The sequence below is a fragment of the Amycolatopsis sp. CB00013 genome, assembly GCF_001905755.1.
GTDB classification, from domain to species: Bacteria; Actinomycetota; Actinomycetes; order Mycobacteriales; family Pseudonocardiaceae; genus Amycolatopsis; species Amycolatopsis japonica.
Window position 1 is genome coordinate 657,863 of sequence record NZ_LIWC01000001.1, and the last position, 25,117, is coordinate 682,979.

Consider the following 25,117-nt stretch of genomic DNA (forward strand, 5'->3'; position numbering starts at 1 on the left):
TCTTTGTTGCGAAGTACCGAGATGCGGCTGAGCCGCGCAAGGGGTTCAAGATGGCACGAGCAGTGGTCGGTGAACGGGTTCCGGTCTACGACGTGGTCGGGGTCGGGTTCGGTCCCTCGAACCTCGCGCTCGCCATCGCCGTCACCGAGCACAACGCCGCGCCCGGGGCCGAGACCGTCACGGCCCATTTCCTCGAGCGCCAGGCCCGTTTCGGCTGGCACCGCGGGATGTTGATCGACAACGCGACCATGCAGGTGTCCTTCCTCAAGGACCTCGCGACGATGCGGAACCCGACCAGCTCGTTCAGCTTCCTGTCGTATCTGCATAGCAAGGACCGGTTGGTGGATTTCATCAACCACAAGAACCTGTTCCCGTTGCGGATCGAGTTCCACGACTACTTCGAATGGGCGGCGGAGAAGGTCGACGACCTGGTTTCCTATGGCACGGAGGTCCTTTCCGTCACGCCGGTGTTCGACGGCGACGAGATCGTGTTCTTCGACGTGCACGCTCGTACCGACGGCGAACTGGTGAACCTGCGCGCCCGCAACCTGGTAATGGGGACCGGGCTGCGCCCGAATCTCCCCGATGGTGTGACGCCGGGCACACGGATCTGGCACAACAGCGAACTCCTGCACCGGCTCGAAGGCATGGCCGCCGAGGAGCCGCGCCGGTTCGTCGTCGTCGGCGCCGGCCAGAGCGCGGCGGAGGTCAGCGCGCTGCTGCACGATCGCTTCCCCCGCGCCGAGGTGTGCGCGGTGTTCGCGCGGTACGGCTACAGCCCGGCCGACGACAGCGCGTTCGCCAACCGGATCTTCGACCCCGAGGCGGTCGGCCGGTTCTACGAGGCGCCGGAGGCGGTCAAGGACCGCCTGATGCGCTACCACGGCGCGACCAACTACTCGGCCGTGGACATCGAACTCATCGACGAGCTGTATCGCCGCGTCTACCGCGAGAAGGTGCAGGGGATCGAGCGGCTGAAGCTGATCAACGTCTCCCGGCCCACCGAGGTCACCGACACCGGCTCCGAAGTGCGGGTCACCGTCGAGGCGCTGGAAACCGGGGCGCGGACCAGGCTCGACGCCGACTTCGTCGTGTACGCCACCGGGTACAGCCCGGCGGATCCGACCCCGTTGCTCGGCGAGCTCGCCTCCACCTGCGCGCGCGACGACGAGGGAAGGCTCCGCGTCGAACGCGACTACCGGATCGTCACCGAACCGCCGCTCGACGGCGGGATCTACCTGCAGGGCGGCACCGAGCACACGCACGGCATCACGTCTTCGCTGCTGTCCAACACCGCCGTCCGGGTCGGCGAGATCCTCCAGTCCATTGTGGACCGGCGCGCCGCCGACGCGTCCCGGCCCGAGTACGCGGTTAGCGGGTCCGGGCCCGCCTGAGGCCGGACGATCCCGAGCGTTTCCGAACGGTGGAGGCAAACCCGATGAACCGCGGCTTTCCCCTGACCCCGGCACAACAGGGGATCTGGCTCGCCCAGCAGCTCGACCCGGCCGATCCGGTCTACACGATCGGCTGGGTCGTGGAGCTTCGCGGCGACATCGACCTCACCCGGCTGGGCGACGCCGTTCGGCGGGCGGTCGCGGAGGCTGAGTGCCTTCACGTGACGGTCGGGCTGGACGGCGACACGCCGGTCCAGCGTCCGGTCGCTCCCGGCGAGGTCGCCGTTCTCGACTTCAGCGGCGAGCCGGATCCGGAGCGGGCGGCCGACGAATGGGCACGTGGTGAACTCACTGTGGCGGCCGACCTCGAACGGGGGCCGCTCACCGCGCATACGCTGCTGATCCTGGCCGGGGACCGGGTCCGCTGGTTCCAGCGCTACCACCATCTGGTGATGGACGCGCACGGGCAAGCCGTCCTGACCCGCCGCGCGGCGACACTCTATTCGGGCCCCGCCGAGGAGGTCTCCTGGCCGCTGTCGGGATTGGCCGAGGCCGGCTATGACGGGAAAGCCGACCGGGAGCACTGGCTGGGTGAACTCGCCGGCAGGCCGAACCCGGTGCGGCTGCTCGGTCGTGCGTCGGCGGGCCGGGTCCGGCTGCGACGGCATTCGTGGGAACTGCCCGCCGCCGAGGCGGGCCGCCTGCGGAAGTTCGCGCTGGACGCGGGGACGCGGCTGTCCCGGGTCGCGATCGCCGCCGTCGCGGCGTACGCCCATCGCGTGACCGGTGCCGAAGACCTCGTCCTCGGCCTCCCGGTCACCGCGCGCACCACCCGCGCCCTGCGTGAACAGCCGGGCATGGTCTCCAACGTCCTGCCGCTGCGGCTGACCGTGCGACCGGAGACGACGCCGTCGCGACTCGTCGCCCAGGTCGCGGAGAAGGTCTCCGCGCTGCTGGAACACAGCCGGTACCGCGGGGAGGACCTGGCCCGCGAACTCGGCGCGAGCGGCGGGGTGCACGAACTCGTCGGGCTGAGCGTGAACTACATGGCCGTGGACGACGCGCTCGCGTTCGGCGATGCGAGCGCGACGGTGCACAACCTCGAACTCGGGCCGATCAGCGACGTCGCCATCGCCGTGTACGACGCCGGCGAAGGCCGGGGCCTCCGCTTCGACTTCGACGCCGACGAGGCCGTCTCGTCCGACGACGAACTGGCCGACCATCGCCGCCGGTTCGCCGCCGTACTGGACGCTCTGCTGGAAGGCCCGGACCTGCCGCTGGCCGCCATCGAGCTGCTTTCAGCGGAAGAGCGGGCCCGGGTCTTGGAGCTCGGGACCGCGGTCGCGGACTCGCCCGAGGTGTCCTGGCCCGAGGCGTTCGCGCGGGTCGTGGCACGGAAACCGGACGCCGAGGCCGTCGTCTGCGAGGACGTCCGGATGACCTACGCCGAGGTCGACGCCGCCGCCAACCGGCTCGCGCGGCTGCTGCGCCGGCGCGGGGTCGGTGACGAGGACGTCGTCGGCGTGGCCATGCCGCGTTCGGCCGATCTCGTGGTCGCCCTGCTCGGTGTCATGAAGGCGGGGGCCGCGTATCTCCCGCTCGACCTGGACCATCCCGAGGACCGCCTCGCGTACATGCTCGCGCACGCGGGCGCGGGGGTCGTGGTGTCCACTGTGGAGGAATCCGCTCAGCTCCCGTCCGGTGTGGACGTCGAGCGGATCCTGCTCGACGACCCGGCGATCACCGCCGAGCTGGCGGATCTCGATCAGTCCACTATGGACGTTAGCGGGATCGCGCTGAGCCAGGCCGCGTACGTCATCTACACCTCGGGCTCGACGGGTAAGCCGAAGGGTGTGGTCCTGTCCCACGATGGGATCGGCAGCCTGATCAGCACGGCGACCGAGCGGATCGGCATCGGCGAGGACAGCCGGGTGGTGCAGTTCGCCTCCACCGGATTCGACGTGACGGTCTGGGACCTGGTCATGTCTTTGTGCGTCGGCGGGACACTGATCGTCGTGCCGTCGCACCGGCGCGTCGCGGGCGTCGAGCTGACGGGGTACATCGCCGCCAACGCGGCGACGCATATGATCCTGCCGCCGTCGCTGGTCGCTGCCCTCCCGGCGGACTGCGAGCTGCCGAAGGGCGCGGTGCTGATCGTCGGCACCGAGACCGTCCCGCCGGAACTGATCGCGCGCTGGGCCGAAGACCTGAACGTCGTCGCCGCGTACGGGCTGACCGAGGCGACGGTGAACTCGACGCTGTGGGCGGCCGAGCCCGGCTGGAGCGGGCCGATCCCGATCGGTGTCCCGGATCCGAACACCCGCTGCTATGTCCTCGACACCGCGCTGCGGCCGGTCCCGGTCGGCGTCGAAGGGGAGCTGTACGTCGGCGGACGCGGTCTCGCCCGGGGTTACGCGGGGCGCCCGGGCCTGTCGGCGGAACGCTTCGTCGCCGACCCGTTCACCGGTGGCGGCGAGCGGATGTATCGAACTGGCGACCGCGTCCGCTGGCGCGCGGACGGGAACCTCGACTTCCTCGGCCGTACCGATCACCAGGTCAAGATCCGCGGCTTCCGGATCGAACCAGGGGAGGTCGAGTCCGCGCTCGCCGCGTACACCGGGGTCGAGCGGATCGCCGTCGTGCCGCGCGAGGTCAAGCCGGGGGATCGGCGCCTGGTGGCGTACGTCGTGCCGCAGGCCGACGGCTCGCCTTCGTTGCTGAAGGAACTGCGCGCCCACGCTGAATCGGCGTTGCCGCACTACATGGTGCCCTCGGCGTTCGTGGAACTCGACCGGCTGCCGATCATGCCGAACGGCAAACTGGATCGCACCTCGCTGCCCTTGCCCGATTTCGGCGCCGCCGCGACCGGCCGTGCACCGGGCACCGAGCGGGAACGGATCCTCTGCGACGTCGCCGCACGTGTCCTCGGCTTGGCCACGATCGGCGCGGACGACGACTTCTTCTCCCTCGGCGGCGACAGCATCCTGTCCATCCGGCTGGTGCTGGGTGCGGCGGAACACGGTCTCGCCATCACCCCGCGCCAGGTGTTCCAGCACCGGACTCCCGAAGCGCTGGCCGTCTGTGCGGAAACAGTGAGCGCCGCGTCCACTGTGGACGACAGGCCGCTGCTGGAGCTGACCGACGCCGAACGTGCGTCGCTCGCCGAATACGCCGAAGTCCTGCCAGTGACGCCGTTGCAGGAAGGCTTCTTCTTCCACGCGGAATTCGAAGGCGGTTCGGCCGCCGACATCTACACGGTCCAGGAGGTGCTGGACCTCGAAGGTGACGTCGACGCCGACGCGTTGCGACGGTCGGTGCAGGTGCTGCTGGACCGGTATTCGTCGCTGCGGTCCGGCTTCCGGCAGCTCGACGGCGGCCGGGTCGTCCAGACGGTGGCACGGCACGCCGAACTGCCTTGGCGCGAGGTGGCCGCCGAAGACGCCGACGTGGCCTTCGAGGCCGATCGTGCACGCCGGTTCGACTTCGCCCGGCCGCCGCTGCTGCGGGCGACCTTCACCCGGCTCGGCGAAGATCGCGCCAAGCTGGCGCTCACGTTCCATCACATCATCGCCGACGGCTGGTCGGTCGTGGTGCTGCTGCGCGAACTGCTCGCGGCGTACGGGGGAGCATCCGTACTGCCGGAAGCGGGGACCCGTGCCGACCACCTGCGGCGGCTCGCGTCACGCGATCACGAGGTTTCGCGCGAAGCCTGGCGGACAGCACTGTCCGAAGTGGACGAACCCACCCGGCTGATCGACGAACGAGCCGGAGCGGAGAGACGGCCGTCGCGACTGCACCTGAACCTCGGCGAGCAAGCGACGACGGCGTTGTCCGCGATGGCCCGCGAACACGGGCTCACCCTCGGCACCGTCCTGCACGGCGCGTGGGGGCTGCTGCTCGGCGGGCTCACCGGACGGGACGACGTGCTGTTCGGGAGCACGGTCTCCGGCCGCGACACCGGCGCCGCCGGCCTCGAATCGGCGGTCGGCCTCTACATCAACACCGTGCCGGTGCGGCTGCGCTGGTCGGGCGCCGAGACCGTCGCCGCCGTGCTGCGCCGACTGCAGGACGAGCAAGCGGCTCTGCTGGACCACCAGCACCTCGGCCTCGGCGAACTGCAGCGCCTCGCGGGCGCGGGGCAGGAAGAACTGTTCGACACCCTGGTCGTCGTCGAGAACTTCCCGCGCGACGACGAGCGCGCCTCCGGAACCCTCCGCCTCGCGGGCGTCGAGGTCACCGACGCGGTGCACTTCCCGGTCGCGGTGATCGCGACCCCGGGCGACGACCTGGCGTTCAGCCTCAAATTCGACGCCGCCCGCATCGACGCGGTCGCGGCCGGGCAACTCGCGGAACGGTTCGCGCGGCTGCTGGAGACGCTGACCGCGAACCCCGGCCTGCCGGTCGCCGCGCTCGACCTCCTGTCGCCCGCCGAACGCGGCCGCCTGGCCGAACTCAACGCGACCGCGCACCCCCTGCCGGAGCGCACGCTGGCCGAGGCCTTCGCCGCGCAGGTCGCCAAGACGCCTTCCGCCACGGCGGTGATGTTCAAGGACATCGAACTGTCCTATGCGGACCTCGACGCCCGCGCGGAGAACGTGGCGCGCCGCCTGCGTTCCCTGGGAGCCGGTCCCGAAGAGGTCGTGGCCGTCGCCGTGCCGAGGTCGGCCGAGCTGATGGTCGCGTTGCTGGGTGTCCTCAAGGCCGGGGCCGCCTACCTGCCGATCGACCTCGACTATCCGGCCGACCGGCTCGAATACATGCTGGCCGATTCCGGCGCGCGTCTCGTGCTCTCCGAACCCGGGACGGCCGCGCGGATCCCGGATGTCGCCGGGCTGACTCGGGTCCCCGTGACCGGCGAGCCCGTCGACGACGTCGAGGGTGCGACAGCCGGACCGGACAACACCGCCTACCTCATCTACACGTCGGGTTCGACCGGGCGGCCGAAGGGCGTGGCCGTGACGCATCGCGCGATCGTCAACCGGCTCGCGTGGATGCAGCACGAATACCGGCTCACGGCCTCCGACCGCGTGCTGCAGAAGACGCCGTCGAGCTTCGACGTGTCCGTGTGGGAATTCTTCTGGGCGCTGTGCGAAGGCGCCACGGTGGTGCTGGCCGAACCGGACGGTCACCGCGATCCCGCCTATCTCTCGCGAGTGATCCGGGACCGGCGGATCACCACCCTGCACTTCGTGCCGTCGATGCTCGCCGCCTTCCTCGGCAGCGACGAGGCCACCGGCGATCTCGGATCGCTGCGTCGGGTGTTCTCCAGCGGTGAGGCGCTGCCCGGCGAGACCGCCGCCCGGTGGCGCTCGCTCACCGGTGTCCCGCTGCACAACCTTTACGGCCCCACCGAGGCGGCCGTGGACGTGACCTTCTTCGCCTGCACCGGCGCCGACGGCGCCACCGTCCCCATCGGACGTCCGGTGTGGAACACGCGGCTGCACGTCCTCGACGGCTGCCTCCGCCCGGTGCCCGACGGCGTGGCGGGTGAGCTGTACCTCGCCGGTGTCCAGTTGGCCCGCGGCTACCACGGACGGCCCGGCCTGACCGCCGAACGCTTCGTCGCCGACCCGTTCGGCGAGCCGGGCCAGCGGTTGTACCGGACCGGCGACCTGGTTCGCCGCCGCGCCGACGGCGAGATCGAGTACCTCGGCCGCACCGACCGGCAGGTGAAGATCCGCGGCAACCGGATCGAGCTCGGCGAGATCGAAGCCGTTCTCGTCGCGCAGCCGGAGGTCACGGCCGCGACGGTCGTGGCGAAGGACGGCGCGCTCGTCGGGTACGTCGCCGGGAACGCGGATCCGGAGAGTCTGCGGACCGCCCTCGGCGAGGCGCTGCCCGCCCCGATGGTCCCGCAGGCGTTCGTCGTCCTCGACGAATTCCCCTTGACCCCCAGTGGAAAGCTCGACGTCCGGGCCCTGCCCGCGCCAGAGACCGGTCGCACCGAAGCCGCGCCCGGGAACGATCAGGAGCGCGCGCTCGCGCGGATCTTCGCCGACGTCCTCGGCCTGGAGACCGTCGGCGCCGACGGCGACTTCTTCTCCCTCGGCGGCGACAGTATCTCGTCGATCGCCGTGTCGAGCCGTGCCCGGCGGGCAGGATTCGAGCTGAGCCCCAAGGACGTGTTCGAACTCAGGACCCCGGCCGCGCTCGCCGCGTCCGCCACGCCGGCCGAGCCGGTGGCCGACGCCGACGGCATCGGGGCCGTCCCCCTGCTGCCGGAAATGCTCCGGCTGCGTGAGCTGGGTGACGCGGTCCAGCCGGAGTCCGTGCTGCTGACCGTGCCCTCCGGGGCCGACCTCGAGACGCTCGCCGCGGCCCTGCAGCTCGTCCTCGACCACCACGACGGCCTGCGGCTCCGGCTGTCGCGGGTCGCCTCGGTGCTGTGGTCGCTCGAAGTCCGTCCACAAGGGACCCTCCAGGCCGCGGACCTGCTCCGTCACGCGACCGGTTCCCTCGAAGACGAGTACCGGGACGCCGCGGACAGGCTGACCGACAATCTGCTGCAGGCCGTCTGGTTCGGCGAACCGAGCAGGCTGCTCCTGCTCGCGCATCCGGTCCTGCTCGACGCGCGGAGCCTGACGACGCTGTCCGCCGATCTCGCGATCGCCTGGCAGGCCGTGACCGAGGGGCACCCGCCTGTCTTCACTTCGGCGCGGACGTCTTTGCGGACCATCGCCCGCCGAATCACCGACGCGGCTCAGGATCCCGCGCTCCTCGGCGAGATCGAGCACTGGGCCGAGACGCTGACGCCAGTCTCCTTCGAGGCCGGCGGCGATGTCACCGAACGCCGGATCACGCTGTCCGTCGAGGACACCCGGACGCTCGTCGGCGCGCTGCCGTCCGCCGTGCACGGCGACGTGACCGACGTCCTCCTGACCGCGCTGAAGATCGCCGTCGGCGGCGACCTGCTCGTCGATCTGCACGGCAGGGTCGACCCGTCGGACACGATCGGCGCGCTGACCTCGGTTCGCCCGGTGCGGATCACCGCGTCCGGCGAACCGCTCGCGATGCTCAAGGCCGTCAAGGAAACCGTCCGGAAGACGCCCGAGGGCTACGGCCCGCTGCGCTACCTCAACGCCCAGACCGGACCGTTGCTCGCCGGGCTCGCGAAGCCGCGGATCGCCCTGCGGTACGACGGCCGCGTCCCGGCCGGGCCGGGGGAGTGGCAGGTCGCCGGGTACGCCGCTGTGCCGCCGTCCGGAGACCATGCCGTGCGGATCGGGGTCGCCTGCGAGGAGACCGAGGAAGGTCCGAGGCTGACGGCGACGTTCGCGGGCGGTGACCTGGCCGAACGCTGGGCCGCCGCGCTCGTCGACCTCGCGGCCGTGGACACGACGGCACCGGTGGGACTCACCCCGTCCGACCTCGAACTGGTGTCGCTGACGCAGGAGGAGATCGACCGCGTCGATCGTTCCAGCCCGGTGCCGGTCGCCGACGTCTGGCCGTTGTCGCCGCTGCAGGAAGGCCTGTTCTTCCACTCCAGCTACAACTCCGACCGGGTGGACATCTACACGATCCAGGAGGCGATCGACTTCGATCACCGCCTGGACGCCGACAAGCTGCGGACGGCGGTGGCCGCGCTGCTGCGGCGGATCCCGAGTCTCGGTGCCGGTTTCACCAGCGAAGGGCTGCGCGGACCGGTCCAGTTCGTGGCGGCCGAGGTCGCCCCGCCCGTGTCCGAAGTGGATCTTTCGGCGCTGCCCGGAGACGAGCAGTCTGAACGGCTCGAAGAACTGATGGCCGAGGACCGCGCGACGCGGTTCGACCTCGGCGCCCCGCCGCTGTTCCGGCTGAAACTGGTGCGGCTCGGCGACGGCCGCGACCGCGTGGTGCTGAACCGGCATCTGCTGCTCTGGGACGGCTGGTCGGCCTGGCTGTTCATCGAGCAGTTGTTCGCGCTGTACGACCTCGGCGGCGACGACCGGACGCTGCCCGCGGCCGGGTCCTATGTGGACTTCCTGCGCTGGCTGGACCGGCAGGACATCGAGGCCGCCACGAACGCGTGGCGTGAGGCGCTGTCCGGCCTGGCGGAGCCGACCGTCGTCGGCCCCGAAGGCCGTGACCTGGCCCCGGCGACCCCGGTCAACCTCGACACCGTGCTGCCCGCCGGCCTCAGCCGTGCGTTGCGCGAGCAGGCGCGCAGGCACGGCCTCACGGTGAACTCGGTGCTCAACGCCGCCTGGGGTCTGGTCCTGTCGACCATGACCGGACGGCAGGACGTGGTGTTCGGAGCCGCGGTCGCGGGCAGGCCCGCCGCCGTGCCCGAGATCGAGAACACCATCGGCCTGTTCCTCAACACCGTGCCCGCCCGGGTGCGGCTGGACGCGGCCGAATCCGTGCTGGACCTGGTGCGGCGCCTGCAGTCCGAGCGGATGGACCTGACCCCGTACGAGTTCATGAGCCTCGGGGTGCTGCAACGCGAGGCCGGGCATCGTGTCCTCTTCGACACGCTGTTCGTGCTGCGCAACGCCGACGGTGACGAACGGCGCGACGGCCTCCGTCACCGGCACGGCATCACCGACCTGTTGAACATCGATGCCACGCACTACCCGCTGACGCTGGTGGTCACCCCGGGCGAGGAAACGCGGGTCACGCTGTCCTATCGGGACGACGTCATCGACACCGCCGAAGCGGCGTCGGTGCTCGACCGATTCACGTCACTGGTCGCGCAGATCGTCGACGATCCGGCGAAACCGGTCGCCGCGCTGGCCACGGTGTCCACTGAGGACCGTGCGGCGTTGGAAGCGGGCTGGGCCGAGGCCGAGCATCCCGTCATCGAGGACACGATCGCGGATCTGCTCGCCGTCCAAGCGGAGCGGACCCCCGACGAGACCGCCCTGGTCTTCGGCGAAGAACAGCTGACCTACGCCGAACTCGACGCGCGCATCAACCGGATGGCCCGGCTGCTGCTGGCCAAGGGCGCCGCGCCGGAACAGGTGATCGCACTCGGCCTGCCGCGCTCGATCGACATGGTCGTCGCGCTGTTCGCCGTGCTGCGGACAGGGGCGGCGTACCTGCCGCTGGAACTCGACTACCCGGTCGAGCGGCTCGCGGTGATGCTGGAAGACGCCGGGCCGCTCTGCCTGGTGTCCACAAAGGACGTATCGGCGACGCTGCCCGGTGCCACGCCCCGGGTGCTCGTCGACGACCACGAGGACAGGGCGTTCGGCGGCGGCCCGATCTCCGACGCCGAACGCCCGCGGTTCGCGCGGAGCCGCGCGGACCGCATGGAACACCCGGCGTACGTCATCTACACCTCGGGCTCGACCGGCAAACCCAAGGGCGTCGTCACGCCGTACCGCGGCCTGACGAACATGCAGCTCAACCACCAGGGCGCGATCTTCGCCCCGGCCATCGCATCGGCGGGCGGACGGCGGCTGCGGATCGCGCACACCGTGTCGTTCGCCTTCGACATGTCCTGGGAAGAACTGCTGTGGCTCGTGGAGGGGCACGAGGTCCACGTCTGCGACGAGGAACTGCGCAGGGACGCGCGAGCGCTCGTGGCGTATTGCGACGAGCACGAAGTCGACGTCGTGAACGTGACGCCGACGTACGCCCACCTGCTGATCGAGGAAGGCCTGCTGGACGGGCACCGGCCCGCGCTGGTCCTGCTCGGCGGCGAGGCGGTGTCGGAGTCGGTGTGGAACCGGCTGCGCGACACCGACGGGACCTACGGCTACAACCTGTACGGCCCCACCGAGTACACGATCAACACGCTCGGCGGCGGTACGACCGACAGCGACACCCCGACCGTCGGCAAGCCGATCTGGAACACCCGCGCCTACATCGTCGACGCCTGGCTCCGGCCGGTCCGCGACGGTGTCGCGGGTGAGCTCTACATCGCGGGCGAGGGCCTGGCCCGCGGTTACCTCGGCCGTCCCGGCCTGACGGCGGAACGGTTCGTCGCCGATCCCTTCGTGCCCGGGGGCGGGCGCATGTACCGCACCGGTGACCTGGTGCGCCGCCGTCCCGACGGGAACCTCGATTTCCTCGGCCGCACCGACGATCAGGTGAAGATCCGCGGTTACCGCGTCGAACTCGGCGAGATCGAGACCGCGCTCAGCCGCTACCCGGAGGTCGCGCAGGCCGCCGTCATCGCGCGGCCGGACCCGTCGGCGCCCGGCCTGCAGCGGCTCATCGGGTACGTCGTCCCAGCCGAGCTGAGCGGAGACGCGCGCGCCGAAGCGGAAGCCGACCAGGTCGGCGAATGGCAGCAGATCTACTCCGACGAGTACACCGAGATCCCGACGGCGTTGTTCACCGAGGACTTCGCGGGCTGGGACTCCAGCTACGACGGCGACCCGATCCCGCTGGAGCACATGCGGGAATGGCGGCGCGCGACCGTCGACCGGATCACCGAACTGAAGCCGGAACGGGTGCTGGAGATCGGCGTCGGCACCGGCCTGCTGATGGGGCAGATCGCGCCGCTGGTCCAGGAGTACTGGGGGACCGACCTCGCCGCACCGGTGATCGCGAAGCTGAACCGCGAGCTGGAACAGGACCCGGCGCTGGCGGCCAAGGTGAACCTGCGCGCCCAGCCGGCGCACGTGTTCGACGGCCTGCCCACCGGCCGGTTCGACACGATCGTGATCAACTCCGTCATCCAGTACTTCCCGAGCGTCGACTACCTGACCGACGTCATCACCCAGGCGATCGGCCTGCTCGCCCCCGGCGGCGCGCTGTTCGTCGGCGACGTCCGGAACCTGCGGCTCGCCCGCGCCTTCCACACCGCGATCCAGCTCACCCGCGCCGACGCCACCTCCGACGTCGCCCAGGTGCGCCGCGCGATCGAACGCGGTGCCGCGCTGGAGAAGGAACTGCTGATCGATCCGGACTACTTCACCGCGCTCGCACGTCGGCTCCCGGACGTCGCCGCGCAGGTCCGGATCAAGCGGGCCCGGCTGCACAACGAGCTGAGCCGGTACCGGTACGACGCGGTCCTGGTGAAGGAGCCCGCCGAGACCTTCTCGGTCGCGCAAGCTCCGCGCTTGTCTTGGGACGAGGTCGGTTCCCTCGCCGCGTTGGAGGACCGCCTCGGCGGCGAGGAAACCTTGCGGGTGAGCCGGATCCCGGACGCCCGCCAGACGCCCGAGGTCGAAGCGACGCGTGCGCTGGACGCCGGTGCGCCGCTCATCGACGTCCTGGACCTCTTCCGTGCCCCGGCCGGGATCGAGCCGGAGGACGTGCACGAACTCGGCGACCGGCTCGGGTTCCGGGTGTACTGCACCTGGTCGGCCGACGGCGCGTTCGAGGCCGTGTTCGTCCACAAGGGACAAGCGGACGCGCTGGTCACCGGTGTGCATCAGCCGGTTTCGGTGGGCACGAGCCTGGCCAAGTACGCGACGAGCCCGACGGCGGCGCGTGGCGGCGGCGAACTCGTGCAACGCCTGCGGGACCGGCTCAAGACGGAACTGCCGGACTACATGGTCCCGGCCGCGTTCGTCACGCTGGGCGCCTTGCCGCTGACCGACAACGGCAAGCTCAACACCCGCGCGCTCCCGGACGCCGAACAGACGGTGCGGCTCGCCGAAAGCCGTCCGGCCGAGACCGCCGAGGAGGAGACGCTGTGCGTGCTCTTCGGCGAGGTCCTCGGCGTGGAGGGGGTCGGTGTCGAGGACAACTTCTTCGACCTCGGCGGCCATTCCCTGCTCGCCACCCGGCTCATCAGCCGGGCCCGCACCGAACTCGGTGCCGAACTGGCCATCCGTGATCTGTTCGAGGCACCGACGGTCGCGGAGCTGGCCGCTCGTGCGGGTGGCGGCGAACCGGCGCGGCCAGCCGTTGTCCGCGCCGAGCGCCCCGACCGGATCCCGGTTTCCGCCGCCCAGCGCAGCCTCTGGCTTGTGGATCGGATGGAAGCGAACGCGGTCGCCTACAATTTCCCGCTGACCTTCCGCCTGCGCGGCGACCTGGATCTCGACGCGCTGCGGGCCGCGCTCGGCGACGTGCTCGGCAGGCACGAAGTCCTGCGGACCGTTTTCGAGGAGCACGACGGAGAGCCCTACCAGCGGGTTCTCGACGCGCCGGAGATCCCGTTCGCCGTCGAGGACTGCGACGAGGGCGGGCTGGATGCCCGGATCGCCGAGCTCTCGCGGACGCCGTTCGACCTGGCGCGCGAGATCCCGGTCCGGCTGCGGGTACTGCGGATCGGCGATGGCGACCAGGTGATCTCGCTGGTCCTGCACCACAGCGCGACCGACGAATGGTCCGACCGGCCGTTCCTGGGCGACCTGACCTCGGCCTATCAGGCGCGACTCACCGGTGACAGTCCCGTGTGGACGGATCTCCCGGTGCAGTACGCCGACTTCGCGTTGTGGCAGAAGGACTTCCTCGACCACCACGGTGCCGCCCAGGTCGCCTATTGGACCGAGTCACTGCGTGGGGCGCCGGACGAGCTGACCCTGCCAATGGATCGTCCGCGGCCGCTCCAGCCGACGGGCAAGGGTGGCAAGGTGAAATCCCCGCTCTCCGAGGAACTGTCGGCCGCGGTGCGCGACCTGGCGGCGAAGGCGGGAGCGAGCCCGTTCATGGTGCTCCAGGCGGCGGTGGCCGCACTGCTGCACCGGACCGGCGCCGGGGACGACATCCCGCTGGGGGCCCCGATCGCCGGACGGACCGATGCGGCGCTCGACGACCTCGTCGGGTTCTTCGTGAACACGCTGGTGCTGCGGACCGATCTGTCCGGCGAACCGACGTTCGCCGCCCTGCTCGAAAGGGTGCGCGAGGCCGATCTGGCCGCGTTCTCGCACGGCGACCTGCCGTTCGAAAGTGTCGTCGAACGGCTGAACCCGCCCCGCGTACCGGGGCGCAATCCGCTGTTCCAGGTGATGGTGGGGTACCACCGGCAGAGCGACGCGCACGACGTGCTCGGGCTGCCCGCCGAGTGGTTCGAGATGGACACCGGGATGGCGAAGTTCGACCTGCACTTCACGATGGTCGACGACGGCACGACCGCGACGTTGATGCTGGAGTACGCCGAAGACCTCGCCGGCGAGACGACGGCCGTGCGCCTGCTGGACCGGCTCACGTCCCTGCTGGAGCAGGTCACCGCCGAGCCTGAACGGCCGGTCGCCGCGCTCGACATCCTCGTCGGGGACGAACTCGCGCAACTCAGCGGCTGGAACCGCACTTCGCACGATGTCCCGGCGAGCACGTTGCCGGAGTTGTTCGAGGCGCAGGTGGCCCGGACGCCGGATGCTCCGGCTGTGGTGTTCGAGGGCGTCGCGCTGTCGTATGCCGAGTTCGACGCGCGGGCGAACCGGCTCGCGCGATGGCTGGCAGACCAGGGTGTGGGTGCGGAGTCGGTGGTGGCGGTGTCGCTGCCGAGGTCGATCGATCTCGTCGTCGCGTTGTACGCGGTGCACAAGGCCGGTGGCGCTTACCTTCCGGTCGACCGTGACTATCCGGCCGATCGCATCGCGTTCATGCTCGAAGACGCCGCCCCAGCGGTCGTGCTCGAAGAGCTGCCCGTTCTCGACGGGTACTCCACCGAGAGCCTGGGCCGGATCGTCGACCCGTCGTCCCCGGCGTACGTGATCTACACGTCGGGCTCGACCGGTCGTCCGAAGGGTGTCGTGGTGCCGCATGCGGGCATCGTGAACCGGTTGCTGTGGATGCAGGACGAGTACGGTCTGACGGCTGATGATCGGGTGTTGCAGAAGACGCCGTCGAGTTTCGATGTGTCGGTGTGGGAGTTCTTCTGGCCGTTGATCACCGGCGCCACGCTGGTGGTCGCCAAACCGGAGGGGCACAAGGACCCGGCGTATCTCGCCGAGCTGATCCGCACGGCCGGGATCACCACCGTCCACTTCGTACCGTCGATGCTCGCGCTTTTCCTGGAGACAGCGGAGTGCACCGGCCTCCGCCGCGTGATCTGCAGTGGTGAGGCACTGCCGTCGGACCTGGCGGCCCGCGTGGACGTCCCGCTGTACAACCTGTACGGCCCGACCGAAGCGTCCGTCGACGTGACCGCTTGGCGGGTCGGTGCCGAAACGACGCCGTCCGTCCCGATCGGACGTCCGGTGTGGAACACGCGGACGTACGTGCTGGACGCGCGGCTGAACCCGGTTCCGCCGGGTGTCCCCGGTGAGCTCTACCTCGCCGGGGTGCAGCTCGCCCGCGGGTACCTCGCCCGGCCCGGGCTGACCGCGGAACGGTTCGTGGCGAACCCGTTCGTCGCGGGGGAGCGCATGTACCGCACCGGGGACCTCGCGCGCTGGTCGGACGATGGCGTGCTGGAGTTCCTGGGCCGCGTGGACGACCAGGTCAAGATCCGCGGTTTCCGGGTCGAACTCGGCGAGGTCGAGGCGGCCTTGACCGCGTCCGGGTCCGTCGCGCGCGCGGTGGTCGTCGCGCGTGAAGACCGGCTGGTGGCGTACGTCGTCGGTTCGGTCGACGGGCTGCGGGAAGCGGTGGCCGCGAAGCTGCCGGACCACATGGTGCCGTCGGCGTTCGTCGTGCTCGACGAGATCCCGCTGACCCCGAACGGCAAACTCGACCGCAAAGCCCTGCCCGCCCCCGAGTTCGCGACCACCGAAGGCCGTGAGCCGAGGAACGCGCGGGAAGAGGCGCTGTGCGCGTTGTTCGCCGACGTGCTCGGTGTCGAACGGGTCGGGATCGACGACGGTTTCTTCGCCCTCGGTGGGCATTCGCTGCTCGTGATGCGCCTGGTCAGCCGGATCTCGGCGAGTCTGGACGCCACGGTGTCGGTCCGGGATGTCTTCGACGCTCCCACGGTCGCGGCTCTGGCCGAGCGCCTCGCGGACCCGTCCGACCGGCCGGTCCTGAGGGCGGGGAACCGGCCGGAGCAGCTGCCGCTTTCGCCCGCGCAGCAACGGTTGTGGTTCCTGTACCGGCTCGAAGGGGTCACACCCACCTACAACATCCCGCTTGCCTGGCGGCTGCACGGCGAGCTGGACGCGGAGGCGCTGCGTGCGGCGATCGGCGACCTCGTCGAGCGGCACGAACCACTCCGGACGGTGTTCGTCGAGGAAGGCGGCGTCGCGGCGCAGCGCATCCTGACCGACGCGCGTCCGGAGGTCCGTTTCGAGGAAGCGGGCGATCTTCCCGCGCAGTTGGCCGCCGAAGCCGGTCGCGGATTCGCCCTCGACGAGGAACTCCCGATCCGGACCACGGTCTTCGCCGTGTCACCGCGGGAATATGTCCTGCTGCTGGTGATCCACCACGTCGCGACGGACGAGTGGTCGCAGGGACCGCTCATGGCCGACCTCGCCGCGGCGTACGAGGCACGTCTCGCCGGAGACGCTCCACAGTGGACAGAACTGGCGGTCCAGTACGCGGACTACGCCCTGTGGCAACGCGAACTGCTCGATTCGACGGCCTCCGGGCACCTCCGATTCTGGCGGGAAGCGCTGGCGGATCTTCCGGACGACCTGCCGCTGCCCGCGGACCGGCGGCGTCCGGCCGAATCGAGCCATCGCGGTGGTCTCGTCACCTTCCCGATCGACGCCGCGCTCACCGCCCGGCTGCGCGTGGTGGCCCAGCGGCACGACGTCAGCATGTTCATGCTCGCGCAGGCCGCGGTCGCGGCACTGCTGCACCGGCTCGGCGCCGGGGACGACATCCCGCTCGGCGCCCCGAGTTCCGGCCGCGTCGACGAACGGCTGGAGCCGCTGATCGGCTTCTTCGTGAACTCGCTCGTGCTGCGCACCGACCTGTCCGGCGAGCCGGCGTTCGGCGAACTGCTCTCGCGGGTGCGCGCTACCGATCTCGCGGCTTTCGAACATCAGGAGCTGCCGTTCGAGCGCCTGGTCGACGCCGTCAACCCGGAACGTTCGCTGGCCCGGCACCCGCTGTTCCAGGTGATGGTGGTGTACCTGCCCGAAGCCGAGGAAGGGCTGAAGCTGCCCGGGCTTCGTGCGGAGCAGGAGGACTTCGCGCAGGGTGTCGCCAAGTTCGACCTCGAGTTCGGTTTCCTGGAGAACGGCGACGGGATCTCCGGCGCGATCGAGTACAGCGCCGACCTGTTCGACCACGCCACCGCCGAATCTGTCGCGCGGCGTCTGGTGGCCGTCCTGGAGCAGGTGGCGGCCAATCCCGCGATCCCCGTCGGCGAACTCGACGTGCTTGCCGAAGACGAGCGCACGCTGCTCGGGCACTGGAACGACACCTCGCACGACGTCCCGGCGAGCACGTTGCCCGAGTTGTTCGAGGCGCAGATGGCGCGGACGCCGGATGCTCCCGCTGTGGTGTTCGAGGGCGTCGAGCTGTCGTATGCGGAGTTCGACGCGCGGGCGAATCGGCTGGCGCGGTGGCTGGTCGAGCAGGGTGTGGGTGCGGAGTCGGTGGTGGCGGTATCGCTGCCGCGGTCGATCGAACTCGTCGTCGCGCTGTACGCGGTGCACAAGGCGGGCGCGGCCTACCTGCCGCTCGACACGGACTACCCGGCCGATCGCATCGCGTTCATGCTCGAAGATGCCGTGCCGGCGGTCGTTCTGGACGAGCTGCCGGTGCTGGACGGCTATTCGGGAGAGAGCCTGCGGCGGGTCGTGGATCCCGCGTCTCCGGCGTACGTGATCTACACGTCCGGATCGACCGGTCGCCCGAAGGGTGTCGTGGTGCCGCACGAGGGCATCGTGAACCGTCTACTGTGGATGCAGGACGAGTACGGTCTGGCGGCCGACGATCGCGTGCTGCAGAAGACGCCGTCGAGTTTCGATGTGTCGGTGTGGGAGTTCTTCTGGCCGTTGATCACCGGCGCGACGCTGGTGGTCGCCAAACCGGACGGGCACCGGGATCCGCGGTATCTCGCGGAGCTGATCCGCGACCAGCGGATCACGACCCTGCACTTCGTCCCGTCGATGCTGGAGGCGTTCCTCGCCGAAGAGCCGGAGTGGCATGGCGTCCGCCGCGTCCTGTGCAGTGGCGAGGTGCTGCCGCCGGAGCTGGCCGCTCGCGTGACCGTCCCGCTGCACAATCTCTACGGGCCGACAGAGGCTTCGGTGGACGTGACGTCGTGGGAGGTCGTCGATGACACCGTCCCCATTGGACGTCCGGTGTGGAACACGCAGGTCCACGTGCTCGACTCCCGGCTGCGGCCGGTTCCGCCGGGTGTGGCAGGCGAGCTGTACCTGGCTGGCAAGCAGCTAGCGCGTGGCTATCTCGGCCGGGCCGGGCTCACCGCGGAACGGTTCGTGGCGAACCCGTTCGCGGCGGGGGAGCGGATGTACCGCACGGGCGACCTCGCGCGGTGGCGGGCCGACGGCGCGCTCGACTATCTCGGCCGGGCCGACGACCAGGTCAAATTGCGCGGCTTCCGGATCGAGCTGGGCGAGATTGAGTCCGTGCTCTCCGCCCGGGTGGTCCTGCGCGAGGGCAGGCTCGTCGCGTACCTGACCGGGGAGGCCGACGTTGACGAGGCCCGGCGGTTGGCGGAGGCCACCCTGCCGGAGTACATGGTGCCGTCCGCGTTCGTCGTGCTGGACGCGTTCCCGTTGACGCCCAACGGGAAGCTCGACCGCAAGGCGTTGCCCGCGCCGGACTTCTCCGGCGAGGTCACCGACGACGCCCCGCGCACGCCTCGCGAGGAACTGCTCGCGTCGCTCGTCGCGGGGGTGCTCGGGTTGGAGAAGGTCGGTGTCCACGACGACTTCTTCCGCCTCGGTGGGGACAGCATCGTCGCGATGCAGCTGGTCGGCCGCGTGCGGAGTGCCGGGTTGCTGTTGAGCCCGCGTGACGTCTTCCGGCACCGGACCGTCGCCGCCCTGGCCGAAGTCAGTGCGGTGCGGCTCGACGCGTCCGCCCCCGAGAGCGGGAAACCGTTGGTGGAGCTCGACGCGGGGGAGCGCGCGGAGATCCTCGACGTCGCACCGGACACGGCCGAGGTGTGGCCGCTGACGCCGTTGCAGGCCGGGTTGCTCTTCCACGCGACGATGGACGGCGACGGGCCCGACGTCTACACCGTCCAGGTGTCCTTCGATCTCGACGGGCCGCTGGATCCGGCTCGGTTGCGCGACGCCGCTCAGGCGCTCATCGACCGGAACGCCGTCCTGCGTACCGGCTACCGCTACCTCGCGTCCGGGCGCCCTGTCGCGCTGGTGGCCCGTTCGGTCACGGTTCCCTGGCGTTTCGTGGATTCGCCGGACGCCGTCGAAGCGGAGATGGCCCACGACAGGCGTCGCTTCGATCCGGCTGCCGCGCCGGTGCTGCGGTTCCTGCTGCTCGCCCTGCCGGACGGACGGCACAGGCTGGTGTTCACCCACCAGCACGTGCTACTCGACGGTTGGTCGGTTCCGCAGCTTTTCGCGGAGCTGTCGCAGCTCTACTCCGGAGCCGACGTGGCGCCGGCCCGCCCGTATCGCGACCATCTCGGCTGGCTCGGGAGCCAGGACCGGGAGGCGGCGGAGGCGGCTTGGCGGCAGGCGCTCGACGGCCTGACCGAGCCGACACATCTCGTCCCGCACGACCCGCAGCGCGTCCCGGCCCTGCCGGAGCGGCTGTCGCTGGAGTTGCCGGAGCAGGCGACCGGGGCGCTCACCGCATTGGCCCGCTCACGCGGCCTGACCCTGAACACGCTGGTCCAGACGGCGTGGAGCATCGTGCTCGGTAGGCTCACCGGCCGATCGGACGTCGTCTTCGGCGCGACGGTCGCCGGGCGCCCGCCCGAACTGGCCGGGGTCGAGCGGATGATCGGCCTGTTCATCAACACCATCCCGGTGCGGATCGTGCTCGACCCGGCCGAGAAGCTGGGCGACCTGCTCGACCGGGTCCAGGACGAGCAGTCCGGATTGCTCGCGCACCAGCACTTCGGGCTCGCCGACATCCAGCGCGGCGCCGGGCTGGGAGAGCTGTTCGACACGCTGATGGTGTTCGAGAGCTACCCGGGCGCGGACGAGGACGAGACGGGTGCCGGGTTGCGCGGGGAGATCGTGCGCCACGACGACTCCACGCACTATCCGCTCACCTGGGCGGTGGAGCCGGGAGCACGGCTGAAGCTCACCGCGGAGTACCGCTCCGACCTGTTCGACGCAGGTCTGCCGGAACGGCTCCTCCCCGCGATGGTGCGCGTGCTCGCGACGATGGTGTCCGATGTGGACGCTCCCGTCGGCCGGACCGACATCCTGGGCGATGCGGACCTGGACCTGTTCGTGCGCGAGTGGAACGGGACGGCACTCGCCGTCGAACCGTCCACCGTGGCCGGTCTGTTCGAAGAGCAGGTCCGGCGCTCGCCCGACGCGACAGCGGTGGTGTCCGGTGCGGTCGCCCTGACCTTCACCGAACTCAACGAGCACGCCAACCGCCTGGCCAGGGCGCTGGTCGCCCACGGAGTGGGGCCCGAGGACTTCGTCGCCTTGGCGCTGCCGCGTTCGGCCGACGTGCTGCTGGCGATTCTCGCGGTCCACAAGGCGGGGGCGGCGTACCTGCCGCTCGACCCGGACTATCCGGCCGAGCGGCTGGCCGCGATGCTCGCCGACGCGCGACCCAAGGTGATCCTGACCGAGCCCGAGCTGCTGGAGTCGTTGCCTCGGACGGAGATCGAGACGCTGGCGCTCTGCGCGCTCGTCACCGAGGACCGGCAGGCACACGACCTGACCGACCGGGACCGCGTCCGTCCGCTCGGCCCGGAGCATCCGGCGTACGTGATCTACACGTCCGGCTCGACCGGGACGCCCAAGGGGGTCGTGGTCCCGCATCGCGGCGTGGTGAACCTGTTCCACAGCCACCGCGCCACGTTGCACCGGCCCGCGGTGGAGGCCACCGGCAAACCGCATCTGCGGGTCGGGCACGCGTGGTCGTTCTCCTTCGACGCCTCCTGGCAGCCGCAACTGTGGCTGCTCGACGGGCATGCCGTGCACATCGTGGACGAGGAGACGCGGCGCGACCCCGGGCTGCTGGCCGCGATGATCGAGCGGGAGGGCTTCGACTTCATCGAGGTCACGCCGTCGTTCTTCGCGCAGATGGCGGACGTGGGCCTGCTCGACGGCGACCGGTGTCCCCTCGCGATGATCGGTGTCGGCGGTGAGGCGGTTCCCGAGAGCCTGTGGCGTCGCCTGGCCACTTTGGACGGCACGGAGGCCTTCAACCTGTACGGGCCGACAGAGTCCACAGTGGACGCCCTGGTGGCGCGGATCGGCGACAGCGAGAAGCCCCTGGTGGGCCGTCCGGTCGCGAACACCCGCGCCTACGTGCTGGACGCGGCGCTGCGGCCGGTACCACCCGGCGTCACCGGCGAGCTGTACCTCGCCGGGGCCGGGCTCGCCCGCGGCTACCTCGGGCGGACGGCGCTGACGTCGGAGCGGTTCGTGGCGGATCCGTTCGGGCCGGCGGGCGCCCGGATGTACCGCACCGGCGACCTCGCGCGCTGGACCGCGGGCGGACGTCTGGACTTCGGCGGGCGCGCCGACGACCAGGCGAAGATCCGCGGGTTCCGGGTCGAGCCGGGCGAGATCGAAGCCGTGCTCGAACGGCACGGCGGCGTCGCTCAGGCCGTCGTCCTGGTGCGTGAGGATCGCCCTCGGGTCAAGCAACTCGTGGCGTATGTGGTGTCCACTGTGGAGCGGGACGAGCTGCGGCGGTTCGCGGCCGAGACGTTGCCGGACTACATGGTCCCGGCGGCGTTCGTCACGCTCGACGCGCTTCCCACGCTGTCGAACGGGAAACTGGACCGCAAGGCGCTGCCGGCGCCGGACTACTCGGAGCTGGCCGGTGGCCGCGCGCCCGAGACCGCGCTGGAGAAGACGTTGTGCGCGCTCTTCGCGGAAGTGCTCGACGTGCCGGAGCTGGGTGCCGACGACGACTTCTTCGCCCTCGGTGGAGACAGCATCGTCGCGATGCGGCTGGTCGGCCGGGCACGCGCGGCCGGGCTGAAGATCACGCCGCACGACGTGTTCGCGGGCCGGACGGTCGCGGCGCTGGCCGAGGTCGCGGAACGGATCGAGGACGACGGAGCGATCGCGCTCACGCCGATCATGCACGTGCTCCGCGAACTCGGCGGTCCGATCGACGGTTACCATCAGGCCGCGTTGGTGCGGACACCCGCCGGGATGACCGGCGGGCAGCTGAAGACCGTGCTCGACGCGCTCGTGGCGAGGCACGACATGCTGCGTGCGCGGCTCGACCGGTCGGTCGACGGCTGGGTGCTGCGGGTGGCCGAATCAGCCGAGGCGCGCATCGAGCGTGTCGACGCCGAGGACGGCGATCTGTTCACGCTGATCGAGCAGCACGCGGTGCCGACTCGTTCCCGGCTGGACCCGGACGCCGGCGTGATGCTGAGCGCGACGTGGTTCGACGCGGGCTCGTCGGGCCCCGGCCGGTTGTTGCTGATGATCCATCACCTGGCCGTCGACGGCGTCTCGTGGCGGATCCTGCTGCCGGACCTCGCTTCCGCCTGGGAATCGGTCGCGCGCGGCGAGACGCCCGAGCTGTCCTCTGTGGACACGTCGTTCCGGCGATGGGCGCGGTCACTGTCCACACAGGACCGTGTGGGTGAGCTGGAGCGGTGGATGTCGGTGCTGGGCGGTGGGGATCCGATCCCGCTGGAACGGCCGCTCGACCCCGCTCGGGACGTGCAGGCGACCGTGCGGAAGGTGTCGCTGCGGCTGCCCACCGAGCGGACGGCCCCGCTGCTGTCCCGGGCGACGATCAACGACGTCCTGCTCACCGGTCTTGCCCTCGCCGTCGCCCGCTGGCGCCGGGACGGGGGACGGGCGGTGCTGGTCGACGTCGAGGGGCACGGCCGCGAAGAGGAACTGGCGGACCTTTCACGGACGGTCGGCTGGTTCACCAGCGTCGTCCCGGTGTGCCTGGACCTGGGCGACGTCGATCTGGACGACGCGTTCGCGGGCGGGCCCGCCGCCGACGACGCGTTGAAGCGGGTCCAGGCTCATCTCGATGGGCTGTCGGACGGAGGTATCGGGCACGGCGTGCTCCGCTACCTGAACCCGCACACCGGGCCTGAACTCGCGAAGTTCGCGAAGCCGCAGATCGAGTTCAACTACCTGGGCCGGATCGGCGTCCCCGAAGCGACCGACTGGTCGTACGCGGCGGAGGCCGAGGCGGCCGAACTCGGTGCCGACGACGGGATGCCGGTCTCGCACGCGCTGACGGTCAACGTCGTGGCCGAGGACCGCCCCGGCGGTCCTGAACTGAGCGCGCACTGGTCGTGGCCGGAGGCCGTGCTCACCGAAGACTCGGTGCGGGAACTCGCGGAAGGCTGGTTCCTCGCGCTGGACGCGCTCACTCGCCGGGCTGATTCACCGGCCGTACAGAAGGAGAACAAGGAATGACGAACCCGTTCGAGAACCCCGACGGCACGTACCTGGTGCTCGTCAACGACGAGGGACAGCACAGCCTGTGGCCCGAGTTCGTCGAGGTCCCGGCGGGCTGGACCACGAAGTTCGGCCCGGCCGCGCGTCCGGAGTGCCTCGAGTACGTCGAGACCAACTGGACCGACCTGCGGCCCGCTTCGCTCGTCAAGGCCATGGAGTCCTGACCCGCTTCTGTCCGTGAAGGCCTCCTTGAGGGACTCCTGGTCCCTCAAGGAGGCCTTCACGGACTTGCGTTGTTCAGAAGCGCGACCGATTTCGGCCATAAAACGTGACTAGCGTTCGGGTTATGGATCGAAGAGCGTTCATGGTGGCCGCCGGCGGTGCGGCCGCAGGAGTGACGATGCTGCCGGGACAGGCCGAGGCGCAAGGGAAGTGGGGCCCGCGCGGGCCGGTCGTCCGCTTCAACATCCTCAGCGACATCCAGGGCGATCTCACCGACTTCGGCAAGGCGCTCGACGACCTGCACGCGATCAACCCGGGCAGCGCGGGGCTCGGTATCGCGGGTGACCTCACCCCGCGCGGTTACGACTTCGAGTACGCCCAGCTCAGCTCGACCTTCGACAAGCACCCGCATCCGCGCGAGGTCGCGTGGGCCATCGGCAACCACGAGTTCTACGTCCCGAAATGGCGCGATCCCGACACCCTCGCCCAGGAGACCTGGCCCAACGGGACGACCGAGGACTCGCTGTTCCGCAGCTTCTACCGGTTCGCGGGCCGCAACACCGTCTACAGCGAGACGTCGTTCGGCGGGGTTCCGGTGCTCTGCCTCGGGACCGAGCGGTACGCGAAGTACCACGACCCCAAGCTGTGGGACGAGGTCTGGATGAGCGACGGCCAGTTCACCTGGCTGGAGCAACGGCTTCGATACTGGTCGAACCGGCGCAGCCCGGTGATGGTGCTGACCCATCATCCGTTGCCCAACACGGTTTCCGGTACGCACAACAAGCTCTACCGGTCCGACTACCTGCAGCCCGACAGGCTGCTTTCGATCCTCGGCCGATACCGGGACGTGTTCCTGTTCTCCGGGCACACGCATTGGGATCTCAACCTGTCGGACTGGGTGGTCCGCCGGGTGGTCCCGGGTACCGGCAACCTCGAAGGGTTCACCGTGGTCAACACCGCGGCCGTGCAGACCGGGTGGACGGACGACGGCAAGGGCGGGGAAGTGTCCCTCGGCGGTGCTTTCAACCAGGGGCTACAGGTCGAGGTGTCGTCGGGCTCGGTCGTCATCAAGGCCCGCGACTTCACCACGAAGACCTGGCTGAAGCAGATCACCGTTCCCCTGCACAACTCGCGGCCTCGTGAGTGGTAAGGACGGTGGGAACCGTCGGACTCGCGTGACCGGAGGGACGACACGCGTGTTCGGACGGACGACACGCGTGACTGGACGGACGGCTCGCGGCGGCCTCGCGTGTCGTCCATCTGATCACGTGT

The 25,117-nt window shown here is 70.4% G+C and carries 4 protein-coding genes; all 4 read left to right on the forward strand.

All coding sequences use genetic code 11. The features are described from left to right. The first annotated feature begins 50 nt into the window (after positions 1–50). The 4 genes from AMK34_RS02880 (at position 51) to AMK34_RS02895 (ending at position 24,995) form a co-directional block, all read left to right on the forward strand. Entirely contained in the window at positions 51–1,394 is a 1,344-nt protein-coding gene (locus AMK34_RS02880) for a lysine N(6)-hydroxylase/L-ornithine N(5)-oxygenase family protein (RefSeq protein ID WP_073842735.1), read from the forward strand. After that, positions 1,391–23,641 (forward strand): non-ribosomal peptide synthase/polyketide synthase, encoded by a 22,251-nt coding sequence (locus tag AMK34_RS02885; RefSeq protein ID WP_338020557.1) that lies wholly within the window; start codon positions 1,391–1,393, stop codon positions 23,639–23,641. Before AMK34_RS02880 ends, AMK34_RS02885 begins: the two co-directional genes overlap by 4 nt. Continuing rightward, positions 23,638–23,847 carry an MbtH family protein gene (locus tag AMK34_RS02890; protein ID WP_038514173.1) on the forward strand — a complete coding sequence of 70 codons (210 nt, stop codon included), beginning with the start codon at positions 23,638–23,640 and terminating at the stop codon, positions 23,845–23,847. Before AMK34_RS02885 ends, AMK34_RS02890 begins: the two co-directional genes overlap by 4 nt. 122 nt (positions 23,848–23,969) lie before the next feature. Next, positions 23,970–24,995 (forward strand): metallophosphoesterase family protein, encoded by a 1,026-nt coding sequence (locus AMK34_RS02895; RefSeq protein ID WP_073842739.1) that lies wholly within the window; start codon positions 23,970–23,972, stop codon positions 24,993–24,995. The last annotated feature ends 122 nt before the right edge of the window (positions 24,996–25,117 follow it).